Genomic DNA, 25465 nt, shown 5'->3' with positions numbered 1-25465 from the left:
TGATGACAGGGATACATTGAAGGAAAAGTAAATAAGTGCCCCTGTCAGCAGTAATCAACTTGTAAGTAGTTTCGGAGGGTCGACAGGTTCACTCCACCAGCCTTGCGGAATTCAAACAAAAAAATTGTTGTTTTAAAATTCATTTAAACTCTAAATCGCTTGTAGCCTTTATCATCATACTCTTTATTATCATAATAGTTCTTTATTTCCTTTTCTAAATCACTAAAATGATATTTTAGACTAGCATAGGTTGGAATTCCAACAAGCAACCCTATTACTGTTATCAATGCATTGTCTTCGATATTCATCAAAATATTAACTACAAGCATGATTGTTAAACATGATAAAAAAATAACCCATCTAGTCATTTTTCTGTTTACTCCTCCACTAAGTCTGACCTTTCCAGAAAGAACTCCAATAGCCGTTCCCCCTACGTATAAAAGCCATGTTTCTTGTGTCATTGGAATCTCACTTAGGAAATATATAAGAGGGTACGTCATGGCTGTTATAATCATCATTGTAAAGATTTTCCCGATTAATATGACTAGTTTGGCGGTTTTCTCTTTCCTGAATCGTGGAGTTCTCACTTCTTTACCTCCCTTTTTTCATTTGCTTTAGCCCAGCGTTCCACACTGGAGTTTAGAGAGGATACAATTAACAGAATGAGAAAGGTAATAGCAAAGCCGGGTTTTCTATCTACTATGTAGATTGTTGCTATTCCTAATATTGGACCCATTATAAGTGAATATATTGCTATTCCTTTGTAGTTCATTTCAGTTATTGTCTTTCTGATCCAATTCATTATTTCCCTCCTTTTCTTATTTACTATGTACACGTTATTAAAATGGCAACTCACTAAGATCAAGTACGTTTTTTCCAAAAATATCATTGAATGTTTCCATTAGTTTTTGCTCCAATTCTCCCTTAACACTATCTCTTGTTTTAAAAATATAAGAGTGAAAGGGATGTATTAATTCTGATATGTTAAGTTTTTCACTGGTATCAGTTTTTTCCCTTGCAAAAATTATCGGTATGTGAAGAATGTTGTTGAATACCTCTATACACGAGATAAGGTCATAGTATGTTTCAAAGGTCTCAATGCTTTCCAACAGTACTGCTTCAATTCCTTCTTTCTCAATAAACTCTTCAAAAGCAGTTCTAAGATCGAAGTCATAGAATAAATCAATAAATTGTTCTTTGCTTTGTTCGACAGTGTGGTCTTTAAATAAATCTACAATATGCAACCCATTACTTAAGGCTACGTCGACTGAATCCTCTCTTTCCTCAATCATCCTTACAAACCCAACCGTTTTATAATTCAATTGTTCAATTCCCATACTAATTCCCCCTTTGGAATACTATATTTTTAGAAACTAAGAATTCAATTACAGAAACCAATCTCAATCAAAAAATAGGCAAAGGATTGCTACCCAACTTTTAAATTTGAAGCGTGAACATACCTTAGTACTTCAAAAAGACTTTGCTTCTTACCTGTATCGACCCTTTCTTTTGCAAATACTATATTAAACTTTATAAAACTGAAAAAGTGAACAAACGAATATAGTTGCTCGAAATTATCAAATTCCGAAATACTATTAACAACAATCACATCCACATTATTTTCACTTAGACGTTCTCTAAGATTTAAAGTAAGTTCAAAATTTCTTCGTACTTCCTTATATTCTTCATCTTCAATTCCAAATACTGAATAGATATCAATTGAAAACTCCTTGGTAAGACTACTTACATGCTCAAGATTTCCATTTACATCCACTACTAATGCCTTCTTATACAGTAGTTTTTTAAAAGCCATAAAAATCCCCTCCTAATTTTTTCATTAATTTAGGTATTTTCAATTTTCCTCTTCTAACGGGGAAATCTTGAACAACCATCAATTCTTTAGATATTTAGAAGAATTATTAACTGTAGTCCAGATTTCTATTGGAACAATGGAATCATGGTGAAATGGAAAATATTTTTCAAATGCCACTGTTCCTTCTTGTGAATACTCTCTACGGTTTCCCCTGTACCACCACTATTCCCTTACTTACCACGAGACCAATGCTTAATTATTTATATATTTATTTTTTTATGAGCGAGAAACTTGCTTGGGGCTTGTTACACCTTCCCGGACGTGGGCTTTCCTTGAGCGGGTTGGTTCTAATGCTCGCTTCAGTGAAACATGGAAATGTCCCTTGTGCTGTACTTATACGGGGATTGTCCACCCAGTTCTTCTACAAATAAAAAGACCGGGGAGAGGTATCGTAGATACGTTCCCGATTCTATAGTGTAATCCATCAGTCATACATAGTCTGACAACCTCTTCCCCTTATCTTATACAGTTACTAAATATAAAAATGAGTTGTAAACTGCAGTAACAGGAAACACTACTATACCTTACGGTTTCTCCTGTACCACCACCATTCCCTTACTTACCACGAGACCAATGCTAATTATTTATTTATTTATCTTTTTAAGGGCGAGTACCTTGCTTGGGGCTTGTTACACGTTGCTGGACGTGGGCTTCCCTTGATTCGGGTGGTTCTAGTACTCCTTCACTCATAGTGATACTGGAACGTCCCTTGTGCTGTACTTATGTAGAATTACCCACCCCATCCTTCTCCAAATAAAAAAACAAGGAAAGACATCGTAGATACGTTCCCGATTCGATAGTCTAATCATCGGCCTCAACTTAGTCTGGCTCCCACTTCCCCATTTCTGAACATTTTCAAATTGTAAGTGAAAGTGAAACTTTATAAACGGGAGTTACAGGGAAACAATAAGACACCTTACGGTTCTCCTATACACCACCCTTTAGTGATCATGCTTCTTTATCCCCGTATAGCACTTTACTGTCATACATTGGTAGCCCATACTCAGGATAAACAAGTACCCCCGGTATCTGATGAATCCATTTGATATGACCTATTCCTAATTATATTTATTTTCATGGGAGAAACCACTTGAAGCGTTATACACGTTATGGGTGTAGGAATTCATTGATTGAATTGATATCAGATTGAATCCCTTTAGATAGAGATATGTTAGGGACATATCTATTACTATACTTATTCATTAGTTATACACCCCGTAAGGGGACCTGTAATCCCCTCAGGGTACATCTATAAGACTACAATTTCTAAACAAAAAACCCCGTGAATACATCCATATACCGGATATACTCACGAGGCTGTGTGCAAACTTTTTTCTTCTTAGGCAGACTTTTTTCTCATTCTGCAAACTTTATTTTAATTTGACATTGTTCAAAGACAATAATGTTGGTAACTAAAAAACCCGTTAATATCAAGGATTAACGGGTTTTTGGCATTATATTTAATTTACATTAGTGTTGGTAACCGATTCTAGACTTTTAATTGGACTTGACATTAATGTTGGTAACTAAAGCTTCCTATTAGTCGCTTGTATTTTTAGTTTTTTTCTTTAAAAACTCTGTTAGAAGGTTAGGGGCAAAGGGAAGTACTAAAAGAAAAGTCCCTTTTTCGGTGTACTTTTGAGGAACAAATATCCCTTTCATACATAAGTATTTCAATTCTCTTATGGAACCAGAATAAAAAGCCTTTCCTTTATTACTATTCTTAATTATATACCAAGCAATTTTCTTCATATCTTTGTCCAAGGACCTTAAAGTTTCAAGATATATTTTTTCTTTTCTAGGTAACCCGTAATACCCATCCTCTATCGTAGGGATAGAGACCGTATCGTTGCTGATAACCTTAGAATATTGTATAAGGTCGTCGTTTTCTTTTCCTTTATAACCTACATCTTTTATATGGATTTTTTTGTTCAATAAACCAGAAGTTGAGCGATCTTTATAAAAATATGATGACTTTTTATTTCTGACTCTTTCTTTTTCTTCGGCTATATTTCTTCTTCTAGAACCATCTTCATCTATCAAGTTAGCATCAAGCGTATTTATTTCGTTTTTTATTATGTTAATACATTCTTCTACTTCTAGATATATTTCAAAAGTTGTAAACCTCAGGACAGACTGTGCTGCATTTAAAATTGTCCATAAGTCCCGTCTACTATCATGGATTTGATGACCCGGCAGCTCATGTTGAAATCCGTCACACTCTACCACTACTTTACATAAATCCCCATATACCACAAAGTCGTACAGATAAAAACTATGACCTGTTTTAACATAAACTTGCTCATCAAAAAAAAGGTTATTTCTTAGTAAAGCATCACCCATTACACGTTCTAAAGTGGTACGAGGCTCCATTACATTACCTCCACACGAATTTTGATTTACAGAGGAAAGAAAGTCCTTCTCATTGTCTGAGAGGACTTTTTCAAAGTCAAAACTCTTCGGTTGAATTCAAAAAATAACTTTCTTTTTGTTCTCCAGTAGCAGTATTTTCGATAATTTTTTTGGTAAGGTTAAATTTATATTTTTTATTAATGGTTAATCCCATTTTGAAAGCTTCGGCAGTGGTCTTCCCTTTTAGAGTTTGTCCATTGTCCATAATAATTGCGAAAGAATTATTAGTGGAACTAGCCGATACCAATTCTCCAGAAACCATTAGCGGTTCTAATATTTCTTTTGTTTTTATGGATTCTAATTGTTGTGTAGCTTTTCTAATTTTCTCTTTATTTAGAACTACTGCTTTGTTGTTCTTGTTATTAAAATATTCAAATTCTACATTTCCCTTATCCAAGTCTTGAAACCAATTTCGCAAGATGTTAAATGTTCTATTACCATATTCCTCTGCTATATCAGTATAATCCTCTCGTTTTTCCAATTCATCAAAGAGTTGAGTCAATTGGTCTAATGCAGCTAAATCATGACTAGCCATAATTGGATTACTGTTTTTCAGATTAAGATGTAGTCTAAAGGAACCAGCCGATGTAGCATTAAGAATTAATTCACTGGATTCAAATATCTCCTTTGGAATCATTCCACGGTTATTCCCCTTACCAAAAAAGGTATTATAAAGGCTTGTAAAAACTCTTTGAATACCAGATGAAACTAAATTCAACGACCTGAGACTTACTTTACCTGAGGGAAGAGGAGAGTGGATTCTGACTAATAAATCTTCTTTTTTAAGTCTTTGGTTTTGTTCAAATCTAACTATTTCATTGAAGGAAAAGCTAGCAAGTTGATAATAAGGATTGCTTTGATCAAGCTTTTGGAATGATTCTTCGATTTGTTCTTTAATAGGAAAATCAGATCGCAATTGTGAAGGAAAAGAAATGGATTCAAATTCAGACAATTAAATCACCTACTCTCTATTATAAAATAAGTTCTATTATACCCTTATTTCTTGCTTCTCGGTCAAAGCCAAATTGACCCATCCAATATTTTGTTTGGTATTCAAAATGCCTTATTGCATCGATTTCGTTACTAGGTAATAAAGTGTGGTCTATACAGAAGTAGGCATCACAGTAATATTGTACGCCGATTGTATGAATTTTTTTTGCTTCATTTTGAAGAAATTGTTGAATATATGGAATATCATTTGGTTGAGGATTAAAGTAAAAAACCAAATCAATATCGTTCGGATCTATTTTGTTAGTTAAAAAACTACCGTCTAACCACAATTTAGATAATCTCTGTTTAACACCAATAGTACTTAGAATACTTAGGAACTGCTGAAATCCTTCGAAATTCCTGGCTCTGGTTTGCGAAGTGGAGAAGTCCCTAACAAAAAAACTTTCTACATCCTGCATTGATAATCCTCTAATTATTCCACCATTTAAGTTCCCGTGTTCATTGAAATTCACTTTTTAATCACATCTTTTCCCTCTAATTATATCTTTATGTATGAAAATCCCCAAATTGATAACTTAAATGTAAAATATTTTCAACATTAAAGAAATACATTCGACAAAAACAGTCAAAATTAGACAAATTAAAGTCCGGACTATAGCTGGCAGTGGGCGAGTGTTTACTGATCGCTCTTAAGCAAAGGTGAAGGAGCTGTTTATTCAACCTAATTCTTTCTGCATACTACATCAAACCAAAATCATCAAAACCATCATTACTTTATTTGATTTTCACTTTTTGTTCTCTCCACTTGCCAATCTGATCTTGAACATGCAAGCCATTTAAAAGTCTAACGTTTACACCTTCAGCAGCCGCTATTGCATCTTTTGTATAATTGCTTGTGGTAATACACCAGGCATCAAGACACTTATGTACACGTTTTCCCGCACTTAGCCTTAATATAGTATTGTTCCCAACATTTTTTGTTTTCCAATGTTTGCACTGAACGGCAATTTTATAGTTCTCTTTTGGATCAGTTAGGATAATATCCACTTCATGATCTCCTGAGCCACCTACGATTTGAGGCTTATACCCCTTATCCTCATAGTACATGGCTACTAACCTTTCAAATTCCTCACCACTTAGTTCATCAATATTTGAATGTAATATTTCAATATCACTACGCTTCCTGTTAGAAGACTTACTTTGTGGGTATTTACTTTTACTTCTTTTGCTTTTCTTTCCCTTATTGGATTTTGGTTTCTTTTTGGCCGGAAAAAGCAGCTCAGGAATTAGAACGCCAGCTATCAATATAATAAATAACATGTACCAAGGCGGGTTATTAGCAATTAACCAAAACCATGCTAATCCAGCAATAATCATTCCCATATTTACAAGTTCTTTCATACCCGATCCTCAATTCATTTTGAAAAAATCGTTCTCTTAATTTCTTTAACGTATATCATTTATTTTAAAATGATTTCTTCATACAATCTTTACACTTCGCACTTCGTCTACTATTAGGGCTTCTTTGCCATTCATGACCATTCTCACATATCCACCAATATTCTTCTCTCGCATATGCTCCTACTTCATTTGGGCTAATATCACCATTTTTGGTTGGGTGCCACTGTTTAGCTATTTCTGGTTTTTTTACAACCAATGAATTTTCCCGTTTAGCCTTTTTAGGTTTATAGCGCCCAAAAAGTTCATAACATTTGGGACACCCACGCCCTTCTACTCGACTATAAATAAACGCCTGGTAGCTATGATTTTTCTCGCAAATCCACCATACCTTCTCATGAGAACCTTTAGTCACGTTTTTTGGTGTAAGATTGCTATTCTTTGTATAATTCCATTCCATTGTCAATTGAGGGTGTGTAGTAAATAGACAGTTGGTATCGTTCACCCTTTTACCTGCACAATACGGACATCCCTCACCATTACCCGTTCGTCCATTTATCATCTTGTCGTAAGTTGATTTACACATAGGACAATTCCAATAGACCAATTGATTCGAATATGGTAAATAGGCGTCGGGAGTATTTTCGTTTAGATTATAATCCCACTCTCCTGAAATATCTGGATACAGTAATTCCAAGTTATATTCTTCTGTTGCTACTTGACCACTGCAAAATTTGCATCCATGACCTTGTGCTTTACTACCTATCTGGGCTAAAGTTGTGTGTTTTTGTTCGCAAGTAAACCAAGCCTTGAAATTCGAATACTGTTTGAAATGTTCAGGCCTTAAAGGAAAGTTTTTGTCATAGTCCCATACGACTTCTATTTCTGGACACTTGTCTAATAGATTATCTTTTTCAATGATAGGCGGAATCTGTGCAAGTATAGCGATATTGTCGACATCCACATTCACCTTGTTTTTTAATCTTTCGATACCATTTGCAAGTCCTATATATTGTCCTTGAATCATAGATAATAGATGTATTATCATTTTACCCACCGTTTTATTGGAAGAACGATCATAAAGGTATTCCTGGACTCCCTCAATATCTAGTAGTGGTAATCCATTATCTCTAACCCGAATTAATCGATATCCTCTATCTAATATAAAACCACTCTTTTCCTTATCAATCTCTACTCTTTCCCTATGAGTATGTCCACCATCATATTCAATGACAAGATTCAGCGAAGGAATAAAAACATCTACAGACTTGTACATTCCAAGTTTCTCTATTGGAGCATTTAACTGTGCATCCGCAAAAAGTTGTTTAACATAGAAATAAATCGCCAGTTCCGGAAAACCGACATTGTATCTTTCATGGCATTTTGGACATCCCGTGTTCTTAATTGCTCTACTTTTAGCTTGAGTTTTCCAAACATATTCACATCCTTTGCAACTCCAAAAAATGATTTTGTCTGAACCAGTTCTTACATTGAATGGTGTGTTTTGTTTATTTTCGAAAGGATGCCATTCTTCAATTAAATCTGGTCGTTCTTCAGCTATGAATCCTCTGGTATTTTTCAATTTTTTATTCTCCATATATGAAACTTGATTAAGTATTTTTTATTCAGGAAGTACCTCTAACTCCTTCAGCTTTTTGAGTTCATGCAGAATAATATACATAATAGGAACCACCAGGGGTGCTCCTGTTTGAAGGTAGTGTCCAGTTCCCAACAATCCTACTCCACGTAGCCGATGCAGGGGGTATTGCTTTTTCATAGGGTCTAAAATTCATGGCCTCTTCCATTGGCGCATTCAGAGGATACATGTACGTTATTTGAAATTTTTGTTATCTCGTATTCAACATCGATAATATTAGTAACTAAAAACCCGTTAGATCAAGAGTTAACGGGTTTTCATGCATATTTTCAATTAATTTGATTATGGATAATCCTTTTTTATTATCCAAAAAAGCCTAACAATTAATCATATAGATTAACCATCATCATAATCTCATCTATTACTTGTTGCAAATCTTCAAGCGTAACAACAAACCATTCTTTAGGAATTAACATTTTTCCATTTGCCCCTAAAATGGTAACATCTAAATTGTTACTTGAAAGAGCATGATGAATTGTGGTTTCAAACTTGCTGCCGTTCATATTGTACACTTGATAGCTACTTACGATTTCAACCGGTGCATATAGATATGTTGATTCATTCTCTGCGTTCCTAATTCTGTTTTCGACTGAACCTGTTGTAAAACCAATCTTATATAAGTTCTTAATGGAACTAATTTGCGGATCCTTACTTAATGATCTTAGCACGTAGATATAACCTGTAGAAACATCATCTTCTCTCACATTATCCAATAATGTTTCTTCATTGTCGGTGACACGTCTTCCATGCTTATACAGTTCAGCAGATAACGAACGCAGCAACATATCTGATTTTGTTCCATTTTCAAATATACACTGCAGTCTAGCATTCATTTTTCCCTTTATCTTTTTACGTTCTCCCACTGTTTCCACAAAAAGGAGCACTCCTTTTAAAACGTAAAAACTATCCGGGAGAATGTCCTGTTCATTTTGGAAAGGTACAATTTTTCGTTTACCCTCGGTTATTTCCCGATGACACTTCTTAAACAGCTCCTCATACTTTTCAAAGTCTTTCATCTTTTTTCGTTTTGCAACGTACTCAGGCATTGTCGTTACCTTTTGAAGCGAGCTTGTATCGTAAATTGAAGCTATATCATTTGAAAGACTATTTCCCAGCAACTCAGATGATCCACTTTTTAGTATATCTTCAACTGAATTAATTTGAGGAATGCTGAACTCTTTTTGTTTTTTTTCCAGCAATCCAATTTCATCATACTGTTTTAAATATTCCACTCGCTTAGGGTCTTTGCAAATTCCAATCAATCGACTAGCCAGACCTCTTTCCGTTAAGTCAGTAAGCACTTTTTGGGGTTCACGTCTATGTTCTTTAATGAAATCAACAATCTCTAAAAACTTTTCGACTTCGGGATCATAGTAAACTTTAGGGCTTTTTTTAAGTGGTATTGTAATTTCGCTAAACAGCATACTATCCATAATTTCATCAATTGAATGGTATCTATTGGCCATTTTCACGTTTTCTCCTTAACTCTTGCATGTAAATTACAGCTTCACCCATTCGTCTTTCTATCGGGTCATCGGATTTTGGATCAGGTCGTCTTCCTTTTGTAAGAAAGAACTCTTCAACCTTTGGCCAAATAAAGACTAATTCATCTTCATCAAATGAAATGCGTTTTGCGTCAATAGATTCCTGAATAAGTTTCAATACTGGTGAGTTCAACTCTTTTGATAGGACTTCGAACGCTTTCTGGAATGGATTGATTGAATCAATCAAGTTAATGTCTAAATCCTCAATATTTACGAACTTATCCGCCATGCGAATAAATTCCTTGTTTCCTACAAGTTCAGACTTAGCACCTTTCATCACAGTATCTAATACAACATGCTGTCTAATTTCCTCAATTTCTTCATCTGATAAGTTTGGATAAACCTTTTGAATTACTTTAGGAATCAATACTTTATTTAAAACTTTAGGATCGACTTCTCCAGTAAATGTTTTTTGAACCTGTGAATCTTGCATGATTTTTGCCTTTAAATCATTTATATCATTTTCAATAATTTTCTTTACATTTTCTGTTGACGGCTCTTTCAATCCCTTAATGAACAATTCTCCTGTCGGAGAAGATCTTTCGTTTTCATTTCTTCTTCGTTTAAACTTAAAGTCAGGTGTAAGAACCTGCTCCATTAATAAAGAAGCAGAAATAGCTTTAAGCATTGTATTTACTGTATAAGTTACTACTTCGTCCTTTGAATCGGGTTTTGCAATAAGGTTGGTGAATTGAGCATGAGTTTTGTTATAACTATCTCTTGTACAACGCCCAATAATTTGCACGATTTCTGTAAGTGAGCCTCGATATCCAACTGTCAAAGTATGTTCACAAAACGGCCAATCGAAGCCTTCTTTCGCCATACCTAGAGCAATAATTATGTCTAAATCATCAAGCTCTTTAACGTTGCGTAGATACGCAACTACTTTCTCACGTCCAGCTTGATCATCCACCAAATCGGCAACCTTTAATATTTTTCCGTCAGTATGTCGCTTAACATAAATAATTCCAGTTTCATCATCTTGAAAATCAACTTCACCAACCAAATCAAGAATATGACCAACTTCATCGTACTTATCCTTTGTTGATTCTCCTGAATTCACATTTGGAATATGAACGATTGTTTTCTTATTCGTATCCAGGACTTCATGGATAGCTGATGTGTACTTGCCTTGATAAAAGTGATATCCAATCCCGAAGCCTTTTAGATACTCGTATCCATCAAGCTGTTCATAGTATGAATAGGTTACTTTATCGAACAACTCCTCATATTCCGGCAAAAGAATTGGTACAGAATCACCCCGGAAATATGAGCCAGTCATCGCAACAATGTGAGCTGTTGAATTCCGAATAATACTACGAAGCAATTCACCTAATCGAGAATTAATATCGGCTGAAACATGGTGGAATTCATCAATCGCAAGCAAACAGTTATCAAAGGCTTGATCGTCAATTTTTTCAAATGCGGATCGTAATGTCGAGTGAGTACATATTAACACTTTATCGTCCGATGTCATAAATCTCACAAATGCATTAACCTTTTCCAGACCAGCAATTGTTAAATTATTTTTAGGATCAACCTTCCAATCAGCAAAGAATCCGTAACTCTTTAAATCAGTGTTTTTAAACGAAGAACCAATGGAACGTTCAGGAACTGCCACAATAACTTTCTTCAAGCCTTGATTAATTAACTTATCTAATCCGATAAACATTAACGCCCTGGATTTACCTGATGCTGGTGGTGCTTTGACTAGCAGATATTGTGAATTACGTTTCCCAAATGCTCGTGCCTGCATTTCACGCATACCATATTCATTTGTTTTCTTGCTTCTTCCAGTTTGATGGTAATTTATTTCAATTATATTTTCCATGATTACTCCTATTGTTTAGCATTTCTTGATATATTTTAAGTAGTGCTTCTAATCGTTCCTCATCAGTTTCAAAAACTTTTTGACGATATGCTCGTTCAACAATACTATCTAATTTTTCATGGGCTAATTTTAAATCCATTGGCATTTTTCCCTGATCATATAATTCTGCTAAAGTTCCTCCAAGCTCTTCACGAATATCTAAAATATCTAATGCAGCAGCTTCTATTTCTTGCTTTCTTCGTGTCGATATACTTGGAAATGGAAAAGTATTATACACAATGCCAGATGAATATCCATAACGCGTCTCTAGCCTTCCGGCAACAGCTCTCATCCAAGTCATATGCATTCTTGAAGATAAAATTCCCAATAGGCTTATCTCAGCATTAGGAATTACATAAACTTTGTTAGAAAGGATAGTTGAGGATTTCTCTATACCTATTGGCACATAAAATCTATTTTCAGAACTAAATGCAGGAACAATAACACTCATTCTTTTATCGTCCTTTGAATAAAAATATTCTGGACCTCTTTGAACAAATGAATAAGGAGTCTTGGCTGCATTTTGAGTAGACTTTGCTTTGGAAGACAATCTAGCCTGTCTAACTATCTCCATCCTGTCACGAACAATTGGATTGTCTTTAATCTCTTCGTAAGTCTCAGAATTCAACCACAAACAATATCTAAATGTGTTATTAATAAATTCATCAGCACCGATATATCTCCAAATATAAGGATTCAACTCAGGGTAACTCTCAATCACTTTTTCTCTTTCCTCAGGAGAAAAGATTAACCCCCCTCCATCACGAGGCATACTACCAAAATCCATTTTAGGGAACCCTGAAATACTTTTCTCCAATTTAGACACTATTGTGTCCTCTCCCTCAGTCAAATATGGGGTAATATGCTTCACACTCTTTTCATTCATTCCTATGTATAGTCTCTTAGTCTTAACGTTTTTATCACTCGAATCCAATCCAACAACAATCACAGTAACACCGGCATTTTTTTTTGCATTGTTGTTCCATTTGAATGAGGTATAAGCAAAAGATATTTGAGTATTCTCTAGAAGGCGTTTCCATATCAATTCAACTTGCTCACCTTGACAAATAGAATTCGTCGAAACGAAAGCGACTCGAACCAGGTCATCCTTAATATAATTCGCTGCCAATTGAAACCAGCCAGCAATATAGTCGACTTGTTTATAATTACTTTTTGGTCCATATACACTCATAAGATCTTCTTTATGATTAGGGTTTTGTTTCTTAGAACCTAAGTACGGTGGGTTACCAAATATATAAACTTCCTCATTTTTTGTATAAGGACAAACTTCATTCCAATCCACTCGTAAGGCATTAGCACAGCGTATTTCACCTGCGGATTGAAGAGGGAGAGTAGCACGAACCTTATCGTTAAAGATTTCTTCTAACTCCATATTCATTTGATGTTCAGCAATCCAAAGTGACAACTTAGCAACATCGTGTGCAAAATCATCAATCTCAATTCCATAAAATTGATCAAGTGTCACAGATGGAAGATACATAATATATTCTGACAATTCCCTCTGTCTTAACAAGATTTTGATTTCTAATCGTCTTAATTCTTTATAAGTAATAATTAAAAAATTACCTGAACCACACGCTGGATCAAAAAATTTTATTTTTCCTATTCGCTCATAAAGAAGGTTTAGCTTATCCATATTGTCATAAGCCTTTTCAAAGGCCTCGTACAATTCGTCCAGGAACAATGGTTTAATCACTTTCATAATGTTTGGAACACTCGTATAATGCATCCCTAAATGACTGCGACTTTCTTCCGTTGCCACTGCTTGAATCATTGAACCAAAAATATCAGGGTTGATTTTTGCCCAATTTAACAATTCACCGCACTCAATGATTAATTTTCTGGATTTTGATGAAAACTTTAATTCTTCATGCGGTTCTGTGAACAACTGTCCGTTTACAAATGGAAATTCTTTTAGATATGAAGGAACACCCTCTCTTTCAGTCTTATCCAATACAATGAACAAATCAGTAAAGAATTTATTTAAATCTGACCCATCTTCTTCAGTCAATGTTTTAATAGGATTAGTAAAACTATTCCGTTTGAAAATGTCAGTATCTTCAGCAAAAAAACAGAACAACAAACGGATAAGAAACAAGTCTATCCCTTTATAATTTTCAGTGATGCTATTTTCTTTACGAAGTACATCATAAAGGCGAGCAAAACGTTCGGCTGCTTTAATGTCGGCTGGGTTTTCTTTTTCAAAATCAACTTTTTCAATCCCTTTCCAAGCTAGGAAGAAATCGAAATATTGAGGAAGATCTTCAAACTTAATATCGAGCGCTTCCTGTGTCTTTGTATCTTTCGCTAATATTCTGCCAAAATCAGTAACCAATACGTAACGTGGCTTTGCTGATAGTTCGGCCACTTGCTTTTCAACTTCAACAAAGCTGTCAAAAAGGTTTCCTTTCCTAGCTTGCTTAAACCAGATCTTATTCTTTAAATGAACTTCACCTGGACTTTTTGTAAGGTTCTGATTTCCGTTTTTTAGACGTGTAATAGTAGCCTTTGGAATATCATAAACATCGAGTAAATCATATAAGAAATCTGACTGATCTTCTCGGTTAACTATTTCGATAATTCTATCTTGTAGATCAATGATTGCCATTTCCATTGTTCCCCCATAACACCTAAATTTCTTTCTTTATTCATAAAACCCAATTGTAACTTTGGTATATTTTAATTATATCACTCATGTAAATATTTGGGTTACCTATTTCAAGGTTCGGTTAGACATTCTATCTACTTTAATCAGCGTTTTAAAAAAGTAGGCATAATGATGAGAACTGAGAATAATATTGTAAAAATGAAATTATAATGTGAGAACATAGTATAAATAGAAATTAATCGTTAGCAATAAAAAAAAACCTTCGTCCTAAAAAACGAAAGTGTACCTTTAATTATTTCTAAGATTGTAAATAACATAATCATTTCAATCTTTTTTTGAGCCATTTAATTAATTTATTTTCTTTCTTTATTGAACTTTTGATATATCTTTTTACTGCCACTTGGTCATTTTTTATGACATTACGTATAGCGAGTTCTGACATTTTCTCTGCCCATATCACTTTGTTGTTAGTAATAAAGTAGTGGGACTTGCACTTATGAGTCCAGTTTCCAATTGATGGATACAGCGATACAGTTTCACCATCATATGTCAATTTCCATCTTGCAGGGGAGAGAGAAGTCACTATATCCGCCCCACACCCGCAAGCACACTTATGTTTAGCAATATCATATTCAATGGAAATATACAGGACATTCTCTTCAAGTTCAGAAGGTATAAAATCAACAAATTCATGCCTCATTATTTATTTCCTCTTCATCAAGTATAAAAGTAGAGTGCATAAATGCATCCTCACTTAAATAAATACCATTCATCTTTTTCCAAGCAATTACACCCATAACTGCATTCAATGCATTTAATTCTGCTATTTGAATGTTTGTTGCATATATATCTTCATCTGCTGCTTGCCCTATTGCAATTTTATTTAAATACGATTTATTGTCAGGAGTAACAAGTGTTTTTCTTATCACTCCCCTTAATGAATCTTGAACTAAGCTTATTCCCATACCTAAATCTACAAATGGAATTCCAGAAGCTATGAGGTAATCGATTATTGGCTGTTTGGCTGTTGCTTGATCAACTGCTAAGAAAACAAAATCATGTCCGTATAATAGATTTACATTAGAATCATCGAGAAATACTTCGTGGGCCGTAATGCCATTTCGGAATTTGTCATACATTCTTTTCAAATAAGAAACTTTACTAGGCCTTAGTTTCAGCTCTTCTAAATCCATTGCTCCAGGTATTCTAAAACTATTGTGATTATACATTTCATCTCCATCGAAAATAGAGATTTGGGCAACTGGAGTTTTAATTACAAAATCTAAAACAAATGATCCTGTTCCGCCCAATCCTACTATTGCTATTTTTTGACCACCCAGTCTTTCAGATAAATGAGCAACTCCAGCTCTTGCAGAATTTGTATCAGGATATTTAAACACACTATCATTGTTATAATTTTCATATGCAAAGTTTTGTGCTGAAACACTTGAATCAATAGACTTTGCAGGTGCAGACAACAAATCAATATACTTTTTCATCTTTGTATAAAAGTCAGAATAACTTCCGTTTTGAGGTTTTGAAGAAAAATAGTATGAACCAATGATATCTCCAGTCAAAGTATTACTTTGGTGACTGTGTACGTAGGATTTCTCTTCGTTTCCGAACTGATCACATGGATGTTCACCAACAAATCTTACTGTATGATCTTGTGGTGGTACTGTCATATCTCCGGACAATGTTAATGGGCAATAAATGGTACCAAATAAAATTTTCTTTTCCTTATTTACGTAAGGAACCCCTTTGATCACTAAGTTACTATTAATAATTAAAACATTATATCCTTCGACTTTTAGCTTTTTTAAGTCGGTGTTATGATCTATTAGTGGAATCGACATTTATCCTCATCCCTTCTTTCATATTAATTTCATCCCCAAAAGAGTATTCCCTTTTATGTTTTTCACCTTGGTCATTTTTCAAAGTTACAATCATCGTATAAGACTTCTGCGATTCATCATAGTTTCCGTACGCAAGTCTTACTACATCTTGGAAGGTAAATTTCCGCTTTTCAATTTCCCTTGGTTCTCCATTAATTATTACGGTTATTAATTTTTTCATAGATAACTTCCTCTCCGAATTATTTTTCCTTACGAATACTCTTAAAGGGTTTCTAGCCACTTGTTCTGATCTATAATCCTGCCGGTAGCTGAGTCTCTTTTAATCCAATTGCCATTTGGCCATATGAGCTGGGTTCTATTTTTTATAGCACCAATTCGACTCTTTCCGAGAACACCATTTTTAGCCATAGCCACACCTCCTATTTGTTGTGTTGATAATCAACTCAACATTTAATGTAAAAAAAATTATATATTAAAACTCATTTGTCCCATTGCTTCCTCGGGAGAGTTATATATTGTCTTATTATCAAAATGTAATAACCTCAATTGTTCGATACGTACTTTAAGAGCAGTAATCGAAACGTCTAACTCATCTTTTAGCCAATATAAATCTTGCCAATTAACAGTTCTTTCTCTCTTTATTTCATTTAAAAATGACTCTATAATGGGTTTCGGCATTAATATACACCCAGCAAACAGGTCTGCCTGGAACTCCTCAGGTGGCTTTCTAGATTTACTCCTACAATAAAAAACCTTTTTATTTGTTTCTAATTCTAAACATAATTGGGACTCATCTGATGCATGTAAAACCCAATGCCCTAACTCATGTGCAAATGTAAAATTTCTTGTTCCTATTTTTTCTTTAAATAAATCCTTTTGAGATTCATTCATTACAATAGTTTTCTCATTTGGATAAATTGCGGCCATTACAATTCCATCAGACTTTAAATAGCTGATATCCTCCCACAAAATACTGAGTTCGTAATGAAATTCTATTATTTCCTCAATTGGAACAGGAACAAGACCGTTAGTATGAACTTCAAAACCATAGTCATTTAAGATTTTTTGTGTAATAACTTCCATTTCATCAATTGTAATAAACCGCAAATTTTCACTCCTCCTCGTCCACTACTTTTTTTATTCTCTCCCATTGTTCTTGGGTCAACCTATCTGCACTTCGTAAAAACATTGGAACGTTCTTATTTTCTGTTATCGTCTTCCGGAAGGTACTTGGTACCTTCTTGGCTGCTAATAGCATTGCTTCAGGATTTTCTTCGAATAGTTCAGCCATTTTTATTATTTTATCTTCAGCTGGTGGTTCCATGGAGCCATTTTCAATTTTACTAATATAAGTAAAATCTATCCCAATGAGTTCAGCTAATCGACGTTGTGTGATTTTGTGTTCCCTACGAAGTGATTTTAGCAGATTGCCGAATTCACTCATATTTTCCCACCCTTTCTAAAAAGAACTTACCACGGTGTTGAGTAAAATGTCAACATTTTTTCTTTAATCCCTCAATCTCTTCAGTAATTTCTGATTTTAACTTATCAACATACACTGATTTCAGTCCAGCAGATCGAATAACTTTCCATACTTTTATAGAACCATGAGTCTTTCTCATTTCTGCTACTACGCATTTAATTCTTCTTATTTGAAATTGTTCTGTCGTTTCTAAACTCTGATTAAGAGCTTCTTGAGTTAAAGGAAGCTTGTTGAGATTTTTAGAAAAACATGTAGATTCATTTAATCTTCTAAAAATCTCGTTTTTAGTTACTTTTACGAATGGATATCTTTCTTTTAAAATTTCTCCTACAACTGGTTCTACCTTTACTGACATCTCTGCATCTCTTTTTTCCCAATCAATCCTTAAGCATGAGTTTTTTGTATTCTTCTTTATATCTATGCAAGAATGCTTTATTAACCATTCTTTATCATTACGATATAACCACATATAAGTTTTAGGATCTCTATGACGAAGTTCAGTAATTGAAGATTCTTTATTTATTGACATTAATTTAGTCCATTGAGATCTGTAACTTTGTTTTCTCTCTTCTTGTAGAGTAGATTTTTCGTATGGCATATTCTCCAATTTTCCGGTTAAATGCTTTTTTACAGTTTTGGAATCTACTCCAAGTATGTTTGCTACATTGCGTAATGAAAAACCACTTTGTTTCAACTCTTTTGCTTTCTCCTCCCAAATAGAACCAAAGCATTTTATGCGACCAATTTTATATTGATCTCCCTCGGTTTTATCTGGTCCTTTTCTAGAATAAACAAACCCGCATGAACAAGTAAATGTCCCTACGGGGTCACCCGATTTATAATCCCTAGTTATTGAGCAGGAATTAATAATTGGTTCTCTGAAATGTGGAGCTGCTCTATTTAAGCATAACCAAGGACCTCTACCAAACGGGAAATATGAAGCTTGGTCAATATTACTAACCATTTTATGAATGGTTTCACCTAAAAACCCCAAGAATAAAATGTGTCTCAGTGGATGACAACTTAATTCAGACTTTCTTAATAGCTTATGTAACCAGTTATCTTTTTTATCTAATTCAACATAGCAGTTTAGAGACTGAAGAAATTCTTTTCCATAGTAGTCATTGAATTGAGGAATCAATTCTTTCCATCTAATTCTTTCCCCTACTGATACCAACCCTAGTTCTTTAAGTTTTACCAGATAATAATTTTGTATTTTTATTGATTTCAAGGGTTTAATATTGTTGTTCAAGAGGAAGTATGTCTGTTCTGCAATAAATATATGATGTTTATATTCGCTCTTTGGAATTACTTCTGTTGAATTGCATTTACTACTATTTATTGTTTCAAGAGGAATAAATGCATGTTTATGTTTTCTATCCGAAAAAAAGACATTAGAGTCATTCAATTCAGTTAGATGCTTAGAGCAAATTTTAACCCCTTCTACTTGATGAGTGCGATGCCAATAAGCTTCTCCATTATTGTTTAATTCTTCATCAACACATTGAGAACAGTATTTAAGATAGTCATTACTTTTAATATTACTCGATACCCTTCCGAGTTTCATATAAAGTGAAGCCCCATTTTCTTCCCTCATTCTTCTTACTAATTCCAAATATCTATCCTCCGGAATAAAAGGTGAATAATAAGGAAATAATGTATGATTTTCTATTATTTGATCTGGAGTGTACTTATTATTGTCAGGAATCCTTTGAGAAAACTGATTCAAATTTGCAGGTAAAACAGTAGTGGCACAGATAGTTTTCATTCCAAAAATTTCATTTGAAGTATGCTTAGGATTTTCATTACCAGAATATTTGTGATACCTAGCGATTACACTAAATAACATTTCATCGTCATACAAAGTAGGGAAACAACATATCATTTAACTTCTCCAGTTTGATATAGTTTTTATTTTTATTTTCCCCACTATTTTAAAATGTTATTCTGTAAAACTTCTATTATTAAGAATAGTTTTAATGGTCTGCTCAGTCTCTAAATCACAAAATCTATATAATTTATTGAATTTCTTTATACTCTCAAGTGTGATGTTTTTATAATTAGCTTTATACAAATTTTTGATAGCCATCGGTAAGCGCCTTATCAAATAATTCTGTAATGGTTCAATTTGGCTTTCTAATGTTGATTCACTTAAAGGCAGTTGGTTCTTACTTACTCTGCTTCTTTCAGTACTTGAGAGCTTTTTTAAAATAGTATGTTTTTTTATTTGGTATGGATATTCATTGTATAATTTCTTTGAGATTTTATTTATCTTAATAGATAACGCATAATCATAGGTTGTTAGATCTTTAGAAGGTCTCTTTAGCGATAATGGCTGAGGCAAAATAGTTTCTAACCATTCTTTATCATACCTTTTTAACCATCCATAACTTTCTTGGTTTTCTTTATAAATTTCTACTCTACTTACATTTTTGTTATCTTTAATATATTCCAAGATATTGAGTCTATATTTTTCTTTCTTTATTTGAAACTCATCTGAAACTGAGGTTTCTAAATAGGCTGCTATAATTTGTCTTACACTTTCTCTATCCTCTTTTTTTAGGACATTCGAACTCCCAATAATTCTATTTAGATTTTGTCTTACTCCAAACTCAGAACAATTTACCTCTGTAGAAATTTGTAAAGCAGATTTACCTTCTAAATATTTTTCTAATATTTGCTTTATCATTTTATGTCCCAACGTTTTAATCATAGGTTTCTCATTTAATCCGTTGTTTACATTCCATCTTTTTACATATATATAACCGCAATAAGGACAAGAAAATTCAGCTGTAATTACTGAACCTCCAGAGATTTTTGGTAACCGTTTATTTTTACAAATTACTTTTTTGGTATATTCATCACAATTTTTATTAATACATTCCCATGGACCCTCACCAAATGGAATGAGATTCGCTATAGGAAACTCAAAACTTATAAATTTTTCATAAGTATTAAATAAATCATGAATTAATAATAAGTAAAATAGTATGTTTTTATTATATTTATGTACCAATATCCTACTTATAAATGAATTATGAGAAATATGTCTTACATCAATTGAAACTTCTTTTAGAAGAGATGAGTCATAGTTTGCAAGAAGAGAATCAACTAATTCTTTTTTTAATACCCTTCCTTTATAATGAATATAATTTTCCTTCCAAAGAACCATTAAGATTTTTAATTTCATAAAATCCCTATCAATTGTTTTCCAGTTATCGCTCATTTGGCATAACAGATTAAATAAAGTGTATTTAAATTCCGTTTCTTTTGGAGTCATATCTTTTGGGAGTTTTTTGGTTAAATCATGTCCGTTCTTACAAAATGGAACTCTCAATAATTTGGATGGGTATTCAGCTGTAAGTTTTTCGTCGCAATTAGGACACTTGTCAATAAGTTTTGAGAAATGCTTATGACAGAAATCCATAAATTTTATTTGGTGCTTTTTATGAACATAGCATTCCCCATAACCTTCATAATCATCTTTTAAACAGAAAGGACAATATCTTACACTTTCCGCAAAAAAATCTCCAGGGACTTTTGAATAAGCTTGAAATGGATTTTCAGAACCATTCATTATAAAATTAGTAAATTCAATTCTTTGATCTTTGCTCATAAATATTTGAATCAACCTTATCCAAGTTGTATCCGAGATTAGTTTTTCTAAATTACCCATTTTATTATCAGGCAATTTGCTCAAAAGTGTTTTTAATTTATTAGGGAATAGGGGTAACTTCTTTGTTTTTTTTTCAAACAATTCATAAATACTATCTGCAAGTGAGTTATTTGGAGTTCTAATATGGTATCTATAAACTAAACTCCTAAAGTCTTCATCCGGATAGGGTTCTGGGAAATATGTTAAAGTGTTCATTTACGTCACCTTTTTAATTCACATAATTTAGTAGTTCATTACAATCTTTAACTATTCCGGCTTCAATTAATGATTCCTCTGCTGTAAGGCTTCTTGTTTCCCCTTGTTTCACAATGAACCTAATATCAACCTCTTCTAATTTAGGTTTTGGATTTTTAGCCACTCTTTTTCTTATATCAAGGCTTTCATTCAAATTTTGACTATTTTTCTCTCCTAGTCCGATTGCCAATTCGGCAATTTGTTTGAACATACTTTGTTTGTCTCCATTTTTTTTACTAGTATCAAACACTGATTTGGCTAGAGATTCTGCCATTTCAGTTTCGTTTATAAGATTAGAAGCAAACGTGATTAATTCTTCTAGAATGCTCCCTTCACTCTTTTGATTAATGGCTCTTGTATTGGCATTTTGCCTTTTTTTATATAAGTTCAAGCTACTTTGTTTAGCCTTTTTGTAATACTCATCGAAAGAAATCCATTCTGGCTGAATATCTTCTAATTCTTCTAAATACGAAGGGTCATAATTGCTTAAAATCTTATGAAATATACGTTGGAGAATACTTAAACTCTTAGAAGCCACTTCATTAATAAGAGATACAGAAATTTTTTCATCTGCTCCATTTAAGATTGCTTTTGCTTGAACATGTATAAATAACTTGACTGCTACATCAGGAATTCCTAAAGTTAGAATATACATGGTATGTTTAATTTCAGCAGTTATTGGAGTATATTTAATTGTGTACTGTTGATCCCATAGGTTTTCAATAAATTCATTCCATTCCCAGCTATTCTCCTCTAAAAAAGAAGTTATATTTTCAAGATACATATCAGATACTGCTCTACGAGAATTAGCTAAGGATTTTTCAAAGAGATACATCGCTTTAAAGGTACCAATTATTATTACTGGTATCCCTATGGTGTTTACTAATTCAGTGATAAAATTAATTATTCGCTCATCCCCACCAGAATGAGCTTTATGCACATTTTGTATTTCATCAATAATTAAAACGCCAAGATTTATTTGCGCAGCTACTTTAACCATCCTCTTTGTTAAGTTATCAATTGTTCCCCCCTTTTCACCAAATTTCTCATAATAATTAGTACCTAATAATTCATCTACTGCTACATAAAAATTCCTTGTCAACGCTCCTATTGATTTTCCACTTGGGCATTCAATTTTTAACCAAGTCACCTGCTTCATTAACAGTTGCTTACCATTATATTGACTATGGTGAATAACTTGAGGGAAAAGAGTTTTTAGAATTCGTTCATATATTTTACTTTTACCCATCCCACTTAACCCTATTTCAGCGTGACTTTGGGCTGTTTGAATATTACCAGCAAGATTTGCTCCACTTTGATCTAACCCAGTCTCAAAAATCCTATCCCAACCAACTGCAAATTGACGGTTATACATTGGTAATAAGGGATTTCTGGATTGATATCCTATTTTTATCATGTTATAAAGAGCTCTATATTTATCATAATGGCCAGGGAAAGGTAACCAGAACATAGGTTTTATTTGTTGTACTAATGACAATCTATCTTCAACACCCAATTCTAAATATTCATCTTTAAATGAAGGTACAGAAAAGAGCAATTCATAAAAATCTTCCACTTCAACTCTTGAAGGAATTGCCTCAATAAAGGGATTTCCTTTATGCTCTTCAATAATTTGTTCATTATATTCAGCTTTACAATGAATGCCTTTTAAACTATTTAGATTATCACTCCATTCTTCCACGGCTTCTTCTTCCTTTCTTACTCTTTTCTTCAAATACTTTTTGAATATGGACTTCATTACGAAATGTAGTCTCTCGGTTTTCAAAAGGAAAAGCAACTACCTCTGCCTTTTCACTTACTTTCTGACTTTCCTTAATTTCTGTTCTCGTTGTAGTTAATGCATTTACACTGCCTACTATCCTACTTTCATTTTTTTTTGTTTCTCTTCTGTTTTTTTGCCGCTCTCCAAAACTAATTCCCTGATTAGCATCTTGTGTTTTTGTTAGTGCATTCTCTACCAATTCATCTGCAAAAACGTGTAACACTGCTTTATGCTGCTTTTCAGCCTTCTCTAACCTTTTTATTTGATCCTTTTTATACTTAATAATTGCTTTTATATCCTCTAAATGTAACCCTTCATATTCGTTATATTTGTTTGTAAGAAAACATTGCTCTATTTTTCCGCATTTCAAACGAATAAAAATACTACTAACATTCCTTGGATCATAACTAATCTCTATTTCTTTCTTTCCATCAATTTCACATTCAATAAACCAACCATTTTTAATCCCCTTATCACATGTGTAACACATGTCCGAAAATTTGATTCCACCCCTTGTTATAGTGGCTTGTCCTTTTGGCAACAAATTATATACCAATAAATCTCGCGGTTCTTCATGAAATAAAGAAGAGCCCTCTTTCCATTTCCAAATACCTAGAGGAGTTAATTCGACTTTATCTTCAAACATTTCTTTAGTAACTAGAAAATTTTTCGGAAGTGCACTTTTATTAAATGTAAGAATCTGGATAATCATAAATTGGGTGAACTCATAAATAGTTAATGCTGCCTTTCTTTTTGGATCTTCATCTCCACGTTCAATCATTTTTGGAGGCTTAGCTCCAACCCTATACAATAATTCCCGTATTTCATCATTTGTTAACCTAAAATGTTGTTCTACAAAGGGTTTTAAGTCACCACGATAGGAAGGTGCATTGTCTACGTCTACTTTAATATTTACAAGGTTTTCCGCCCATCTAGACTTTAATTCACCACGATCTCCTGCCAAGTAAAGGGGTAAATTTTTGCATGGCCAATCACTTTCATCAATATGAATTCCATATTGCTTACAAAATTCAACTTTATCGGATGCAGTATTCACCATACTAACCATAATTTCAATTTTTGAGGCTGGCGATAAACTTGCATGAAATCCTACTATCATTCGGCTAAAAACATCTTTAACAATATATAATGTAGGGGTTCCAATAATTGTTCTTCTGTCCTCTGCAACCAAGATAATATCCGCAGGTGTTGAATCAATTTCATATAGATATCCGGTACTTAAAGCCCTTTCGGTTGAGTCTCCATCCATATATCTAATCTCCATTTCTGCCTTTCTTTTTCCTTTTTTATTTGAGTATTTTTCCATATATGAATATTCTTTGTTATACCAGTACATGAATTGTCTGAAAGATGGAGTTTTATCTGCTTCAACTATTGGTACCATAACTCCATGTTCACGAAAATATCCGGTATGATACCATTCTTCACACAAATGTTGATGTGTTGCTGTTAAATTCATTTTTTGCTCTATATGAAATTTCTTAATTGCTTTTTTGAAAATTTCCTTATCTCTTTCTGTAAGAATCCATCCGTTTTTATCCTTTGGTTTAGGTCCTGGGTTTTTCTTGTATTGTTTGGGTTTCGTTGTAACTCCGCAATTAAAGTAATTATTTAATAACGCATTTTTGGTCTTCCCATAAAACCAATATCTTTTAAGAAGTCTATAAATTTCTTTCTTTGACCTTCCTGTTCTTTCTCTAGTTTCTTCAACTAATGGTCCTCGGTATTTTGAATGATATATTGCTGGCTCCTCTGCTACTATATCTTTAATAACTTCCCAATTAGCATCTCTATTTTTTTTGTACTTTTTTAGGTATTCTTCTTCTGGAGATATAAGCCTTAAATCTGGCTCTCCTTTTAATATTCTCGCTCTATTATCTTCTAATTCGATTAACAGTTCTTTGTATTTAAGACTGTATGGATATCCCATATTTTTATGGTCTTCTATATTAACAACATAAATCAGATCATAATCAGGAGAAATCCATAAAACTCGAACAATTTGTTCGACCTTAAAATCTAGATCCATCAACTCAATAACACTATTTTGATAAATCAACATGGTCCATACATCCCTC

At 33.4% G+C, this 25465-nt stretch carries 22 protein-coding genes; all 22 read right to left on the bottom strand.

The genetic code is table 11. The features are described 5' to 3' along the window. Nucleotides 1-143 precede the first annotated feature (143 nt). Nucleotides 144-587, bottom strand: a complete 444-nt coding sequence (locus tag DFR59_RS18460; RefSeq protein WP_114747138.1) for a hypothetical protein — start codon at nt 585-587, stop codon at nt 144-146. Then, nucleotides 584-802, bottom strand: coding sequence for a hypothetical protein (locus DFR59_RS18455; RefSeq protein WP_114747137.1), 219 nt, complete (start codon nt 800-802; stop codon nt 584-586). The genes DFR59_RS18460 and DFR59_RS18455 overlap by 4 nt, the downstream gene beginning before the upstream one ends. Nucleotides 803-839: 37 nt before the next feature. Further along, nucleotides 840-1337, bottom strand: coding sequence for a hypothetical protein (locus DFR59_RS18450; RefSeq protein ID WP_114747136.1), 498 nt, complete (start codon nt 1335-1337; stop codon nt 840-842). An 89-nt stretch (nt 1338-1426) separates the two neighbouring features. Continuing rightward, nucleotides 1427-1813, bottom strand: coding sequence for a hypothetical protein (locus DFR59_RS18445; RefSeq protein ID WP_114747135.1), 387 nt, complete (start codon nt 1811-1813; stop codon nt 1427-1429). A gap of 1599 nt (nt 1814-3412) precedes the next feature. Next, on the bottom strand, nt 3413-4246 hold the full coding sequence (locus tag DFR59_RS18440) for a DUF559 domain-containing protein (protein WP_114747134.1): 834 nt from the start codon (nt 4244-4246) through the stop codon (nt 3413-3415). 76 nt (nt 4247-4322) lie between these two features. Continuing rightward, nucleotides 4323-5237, bottom strand: a complete 915-nt coding sequence (locus tag DFR59_RS18435) for a hypothetical protein (RefSeq protein ID WP_114747133.1) — start codon at nt 5235-5237, stop codon at nt 4323-4325. Between the two features lie 19 nt (nt 5238-5256). Then, nucleotides 5257-5748 carry a DUF6932 family protein gene (locus DFR59_RS18430; RefSeq protein ID WP_425454728.1) on the bottom strand — a complete coding sequence of 164 codons (492 nt, stop codon included), beginning with the start codon at nt 5746-5748 and terminating at the stop codon, nt 5257-5259. A gap of 262 nt (nt 5749-6010) precedes the next feature. Beyond that, complete coding sequence (locus tag DFR59_RS18425) at nt 6011-6637, bottom strand: restriction endonuclease (protein WP_114747131.1); 627 nt, start codon at nt 6635-6637, stop codon at nt 6011-6013. 64 nt (nt 6638-6701) lie between these two features. After that, nucleotides 6702-8216, bottom strand: coding sequence for a zinc-ribbon domain-containing protein (locus tag DFR59_RS18420; RefSeq protein WP_158538437.1), 1515 nt, complete (start codon nt 8214-8216; stop codon nt 6702-6704). A gap of 398 nt (nt 8217-8614) precedes the next feature. Further along, entirely contained in the window at nt 8615-9757 is a 1143-nt protein-coding gene (locus tag DFR59_RS18415) for a GIY-YIG nuclease family protein (protein WP_114747129.1), read from the bottom strand. Then, nucleotides 9747-11666, bottom strand: a complete 1920-nt coding sequence (locus tag DFR59_RS18410) for a DEAD/DEAH box helicase (RefSeq protein ID WP_114747128.1) — start codon at nt 11664-11666, stop codon at nt 9747-9749. Before DFR59_RS18410 ends, DFR59_RS18415 begins: the two co-directional genes overlap by 11 nt. Next, a complete protein-coding gene (locus DFR59_RS18405) occupies nt 11650-14334 on the bottom strand; it encodes a class I SAM-dependent DNA methyltransferase (RefSeq protein ID WP_114747151.1) in 2685 nt (894 codons plus the stop codon). The genes DFR59_RS18410 and DFR59_RS18405 overlap by 17 nt, the downstream gene beginning before the upstream one ends. 319 nt (nt 14335-14653) lie before the next feature. After that, the gene (locus tag DFR59_RS18400; protein ID WP_114747127.1) at nt 14654-15034 is read right to left on the bottom strand and encodes a ubiquitination-like system serine protease family protein; all 381 of its coding nucleotides are present in this window, start codon (nt 15032-15034) and stop codon (nt 14654-14656) included. Then, nucleotides 15024-16190, bottom strand: coding sequence for a ThiF family adenylyltransferase (locus tag DFR59_RS18395; protein WP_114747126.1), 1167 nt, complete (start codon nt 16188-16190; stop codon nt 15024-15026). Before DFR59_RS18395 ends, DFR59_RS18400 begins: the two co-directional genes overlap by 11 nt. Then, nucleotides 16165-16410 carry a multiubiquitin domain-containing protein gene (locus DFR59_RS18390; protein ID WP_114747125.1) on the bottom strand — a complete coding sequence of 82 codons (246 nt, stop codon included), beginning with the start codon at nt 16408-16410 and terminating at the stop codon, nt 16165-16167. The genes DFR59_RS18395 and DFR59_RS18390 overlap by 26 nt, the downstream gene beginning before the upstream one ends. Nucleotides 16411-16451: 41 nt before the next feature. Next, complete coding sequence (locus DFR59_RS20295) at nt 16452-16598, bottom strand: hypothetical protein (protein WP_170137286.1); 147 nt, start codon at nt 16596-16598, stop codon at nt 16452-16454. 57 nt (nt 16599-16655) lie between these two features. Beyond that, on the bottom strand, nt 16656-17297 hold the full coding sequence (locus tag DFR59_RS18385; RefSeq protein ID WP_114747124.1) for an ImmA/IrrE family metallo-endopeptidase: 642 nt from the start codon (nt 17295-17297) through the stop codon (nt 16656-16658). A 4-nt stretch (nt 17298-17301) separates the two neighbouring features. Next, nucleotides 17302-17634 carry a helix-turn-helix domain-containing protein gene (locus tag DFR59_RS18380; protein WP_114747123.1) on the bottom strand — a complete coding sequence of 111 codons (333 nt, stop codon included), beginning with the start codon at nt 17632-17634 and terminating at the stop codon, nt 17302-17304. 49 nt (nt 17635-17683) lie between these two features. Then, complete coding sequence (locus DFR59_RS18375; protein ID WP_114747122.1) at nt 17684-19558, bottom strand: TnsD family Tn7-like transposition protein; 1875 nt, start codon at nt 19556-19558, stop codon at nt 17684-17686. Nucleotides 19559-19615: 57 nt separating this feature from the next. Next, nucleotides 19616-21544 carry a TnsD family Tn7-like transposition protein gene (locus tag DFR59_RS18370; RefSeq protein WP_114747121.1) on the bottom strand — a complete coding sequence of 643 codons (1929 nt, stop codon included), beginning with the start codon at nt 21542-21544 and terminating at the stop codon, nt 19616-19618. A 13-nt stretch (nt 21545-21557) separates the two neighbouring features. Further along, the gene (locus DFR59_RS18365; protein WP_245948531.1) at nt 21558-23285 is read right to left on the bottom strand and encodes an AAA family ATPase; all 1728 of its coding nucleotides are present in this window, start codon (nt 23283-23285) and stop codon (nt 21558-21560) included. Further along, nucleotides 23269-25449 carry a Mu transposase C-terminal domain-containing protein gene (locus DFR59_RS18360; protein ID WP_114747119.1) on the bottom strand — a complete coding sequence of 727 codons (2181 nt, stop codon included), beginning with the start codon at nt 25447-25449 and terminating at the stop codon, nt 23269-23271. The genes DFR59_RS18365 and DFR59_RS18360 overlap by 17 nt, the downstream gene beginning before the upstream one ends. Nucleotides 25450-25465 lie beyond the last annotated feature (16 nt).

The sequence above is a fragment of the Falsibacillus pallidus genome (assembly GCF_003350505.1).
GTDB classification, from domain to species: Bacteria; Bacillota; Bacilli; order Bacillales; family DSM-25281; genus Falsibacillus; species Falsibacillus pallidus.
The sequence above is the reverse complement of the archived record's forward strand: the minus strand, read 5'-3'. Positions and strand labels throughout refer to the sequence as shown.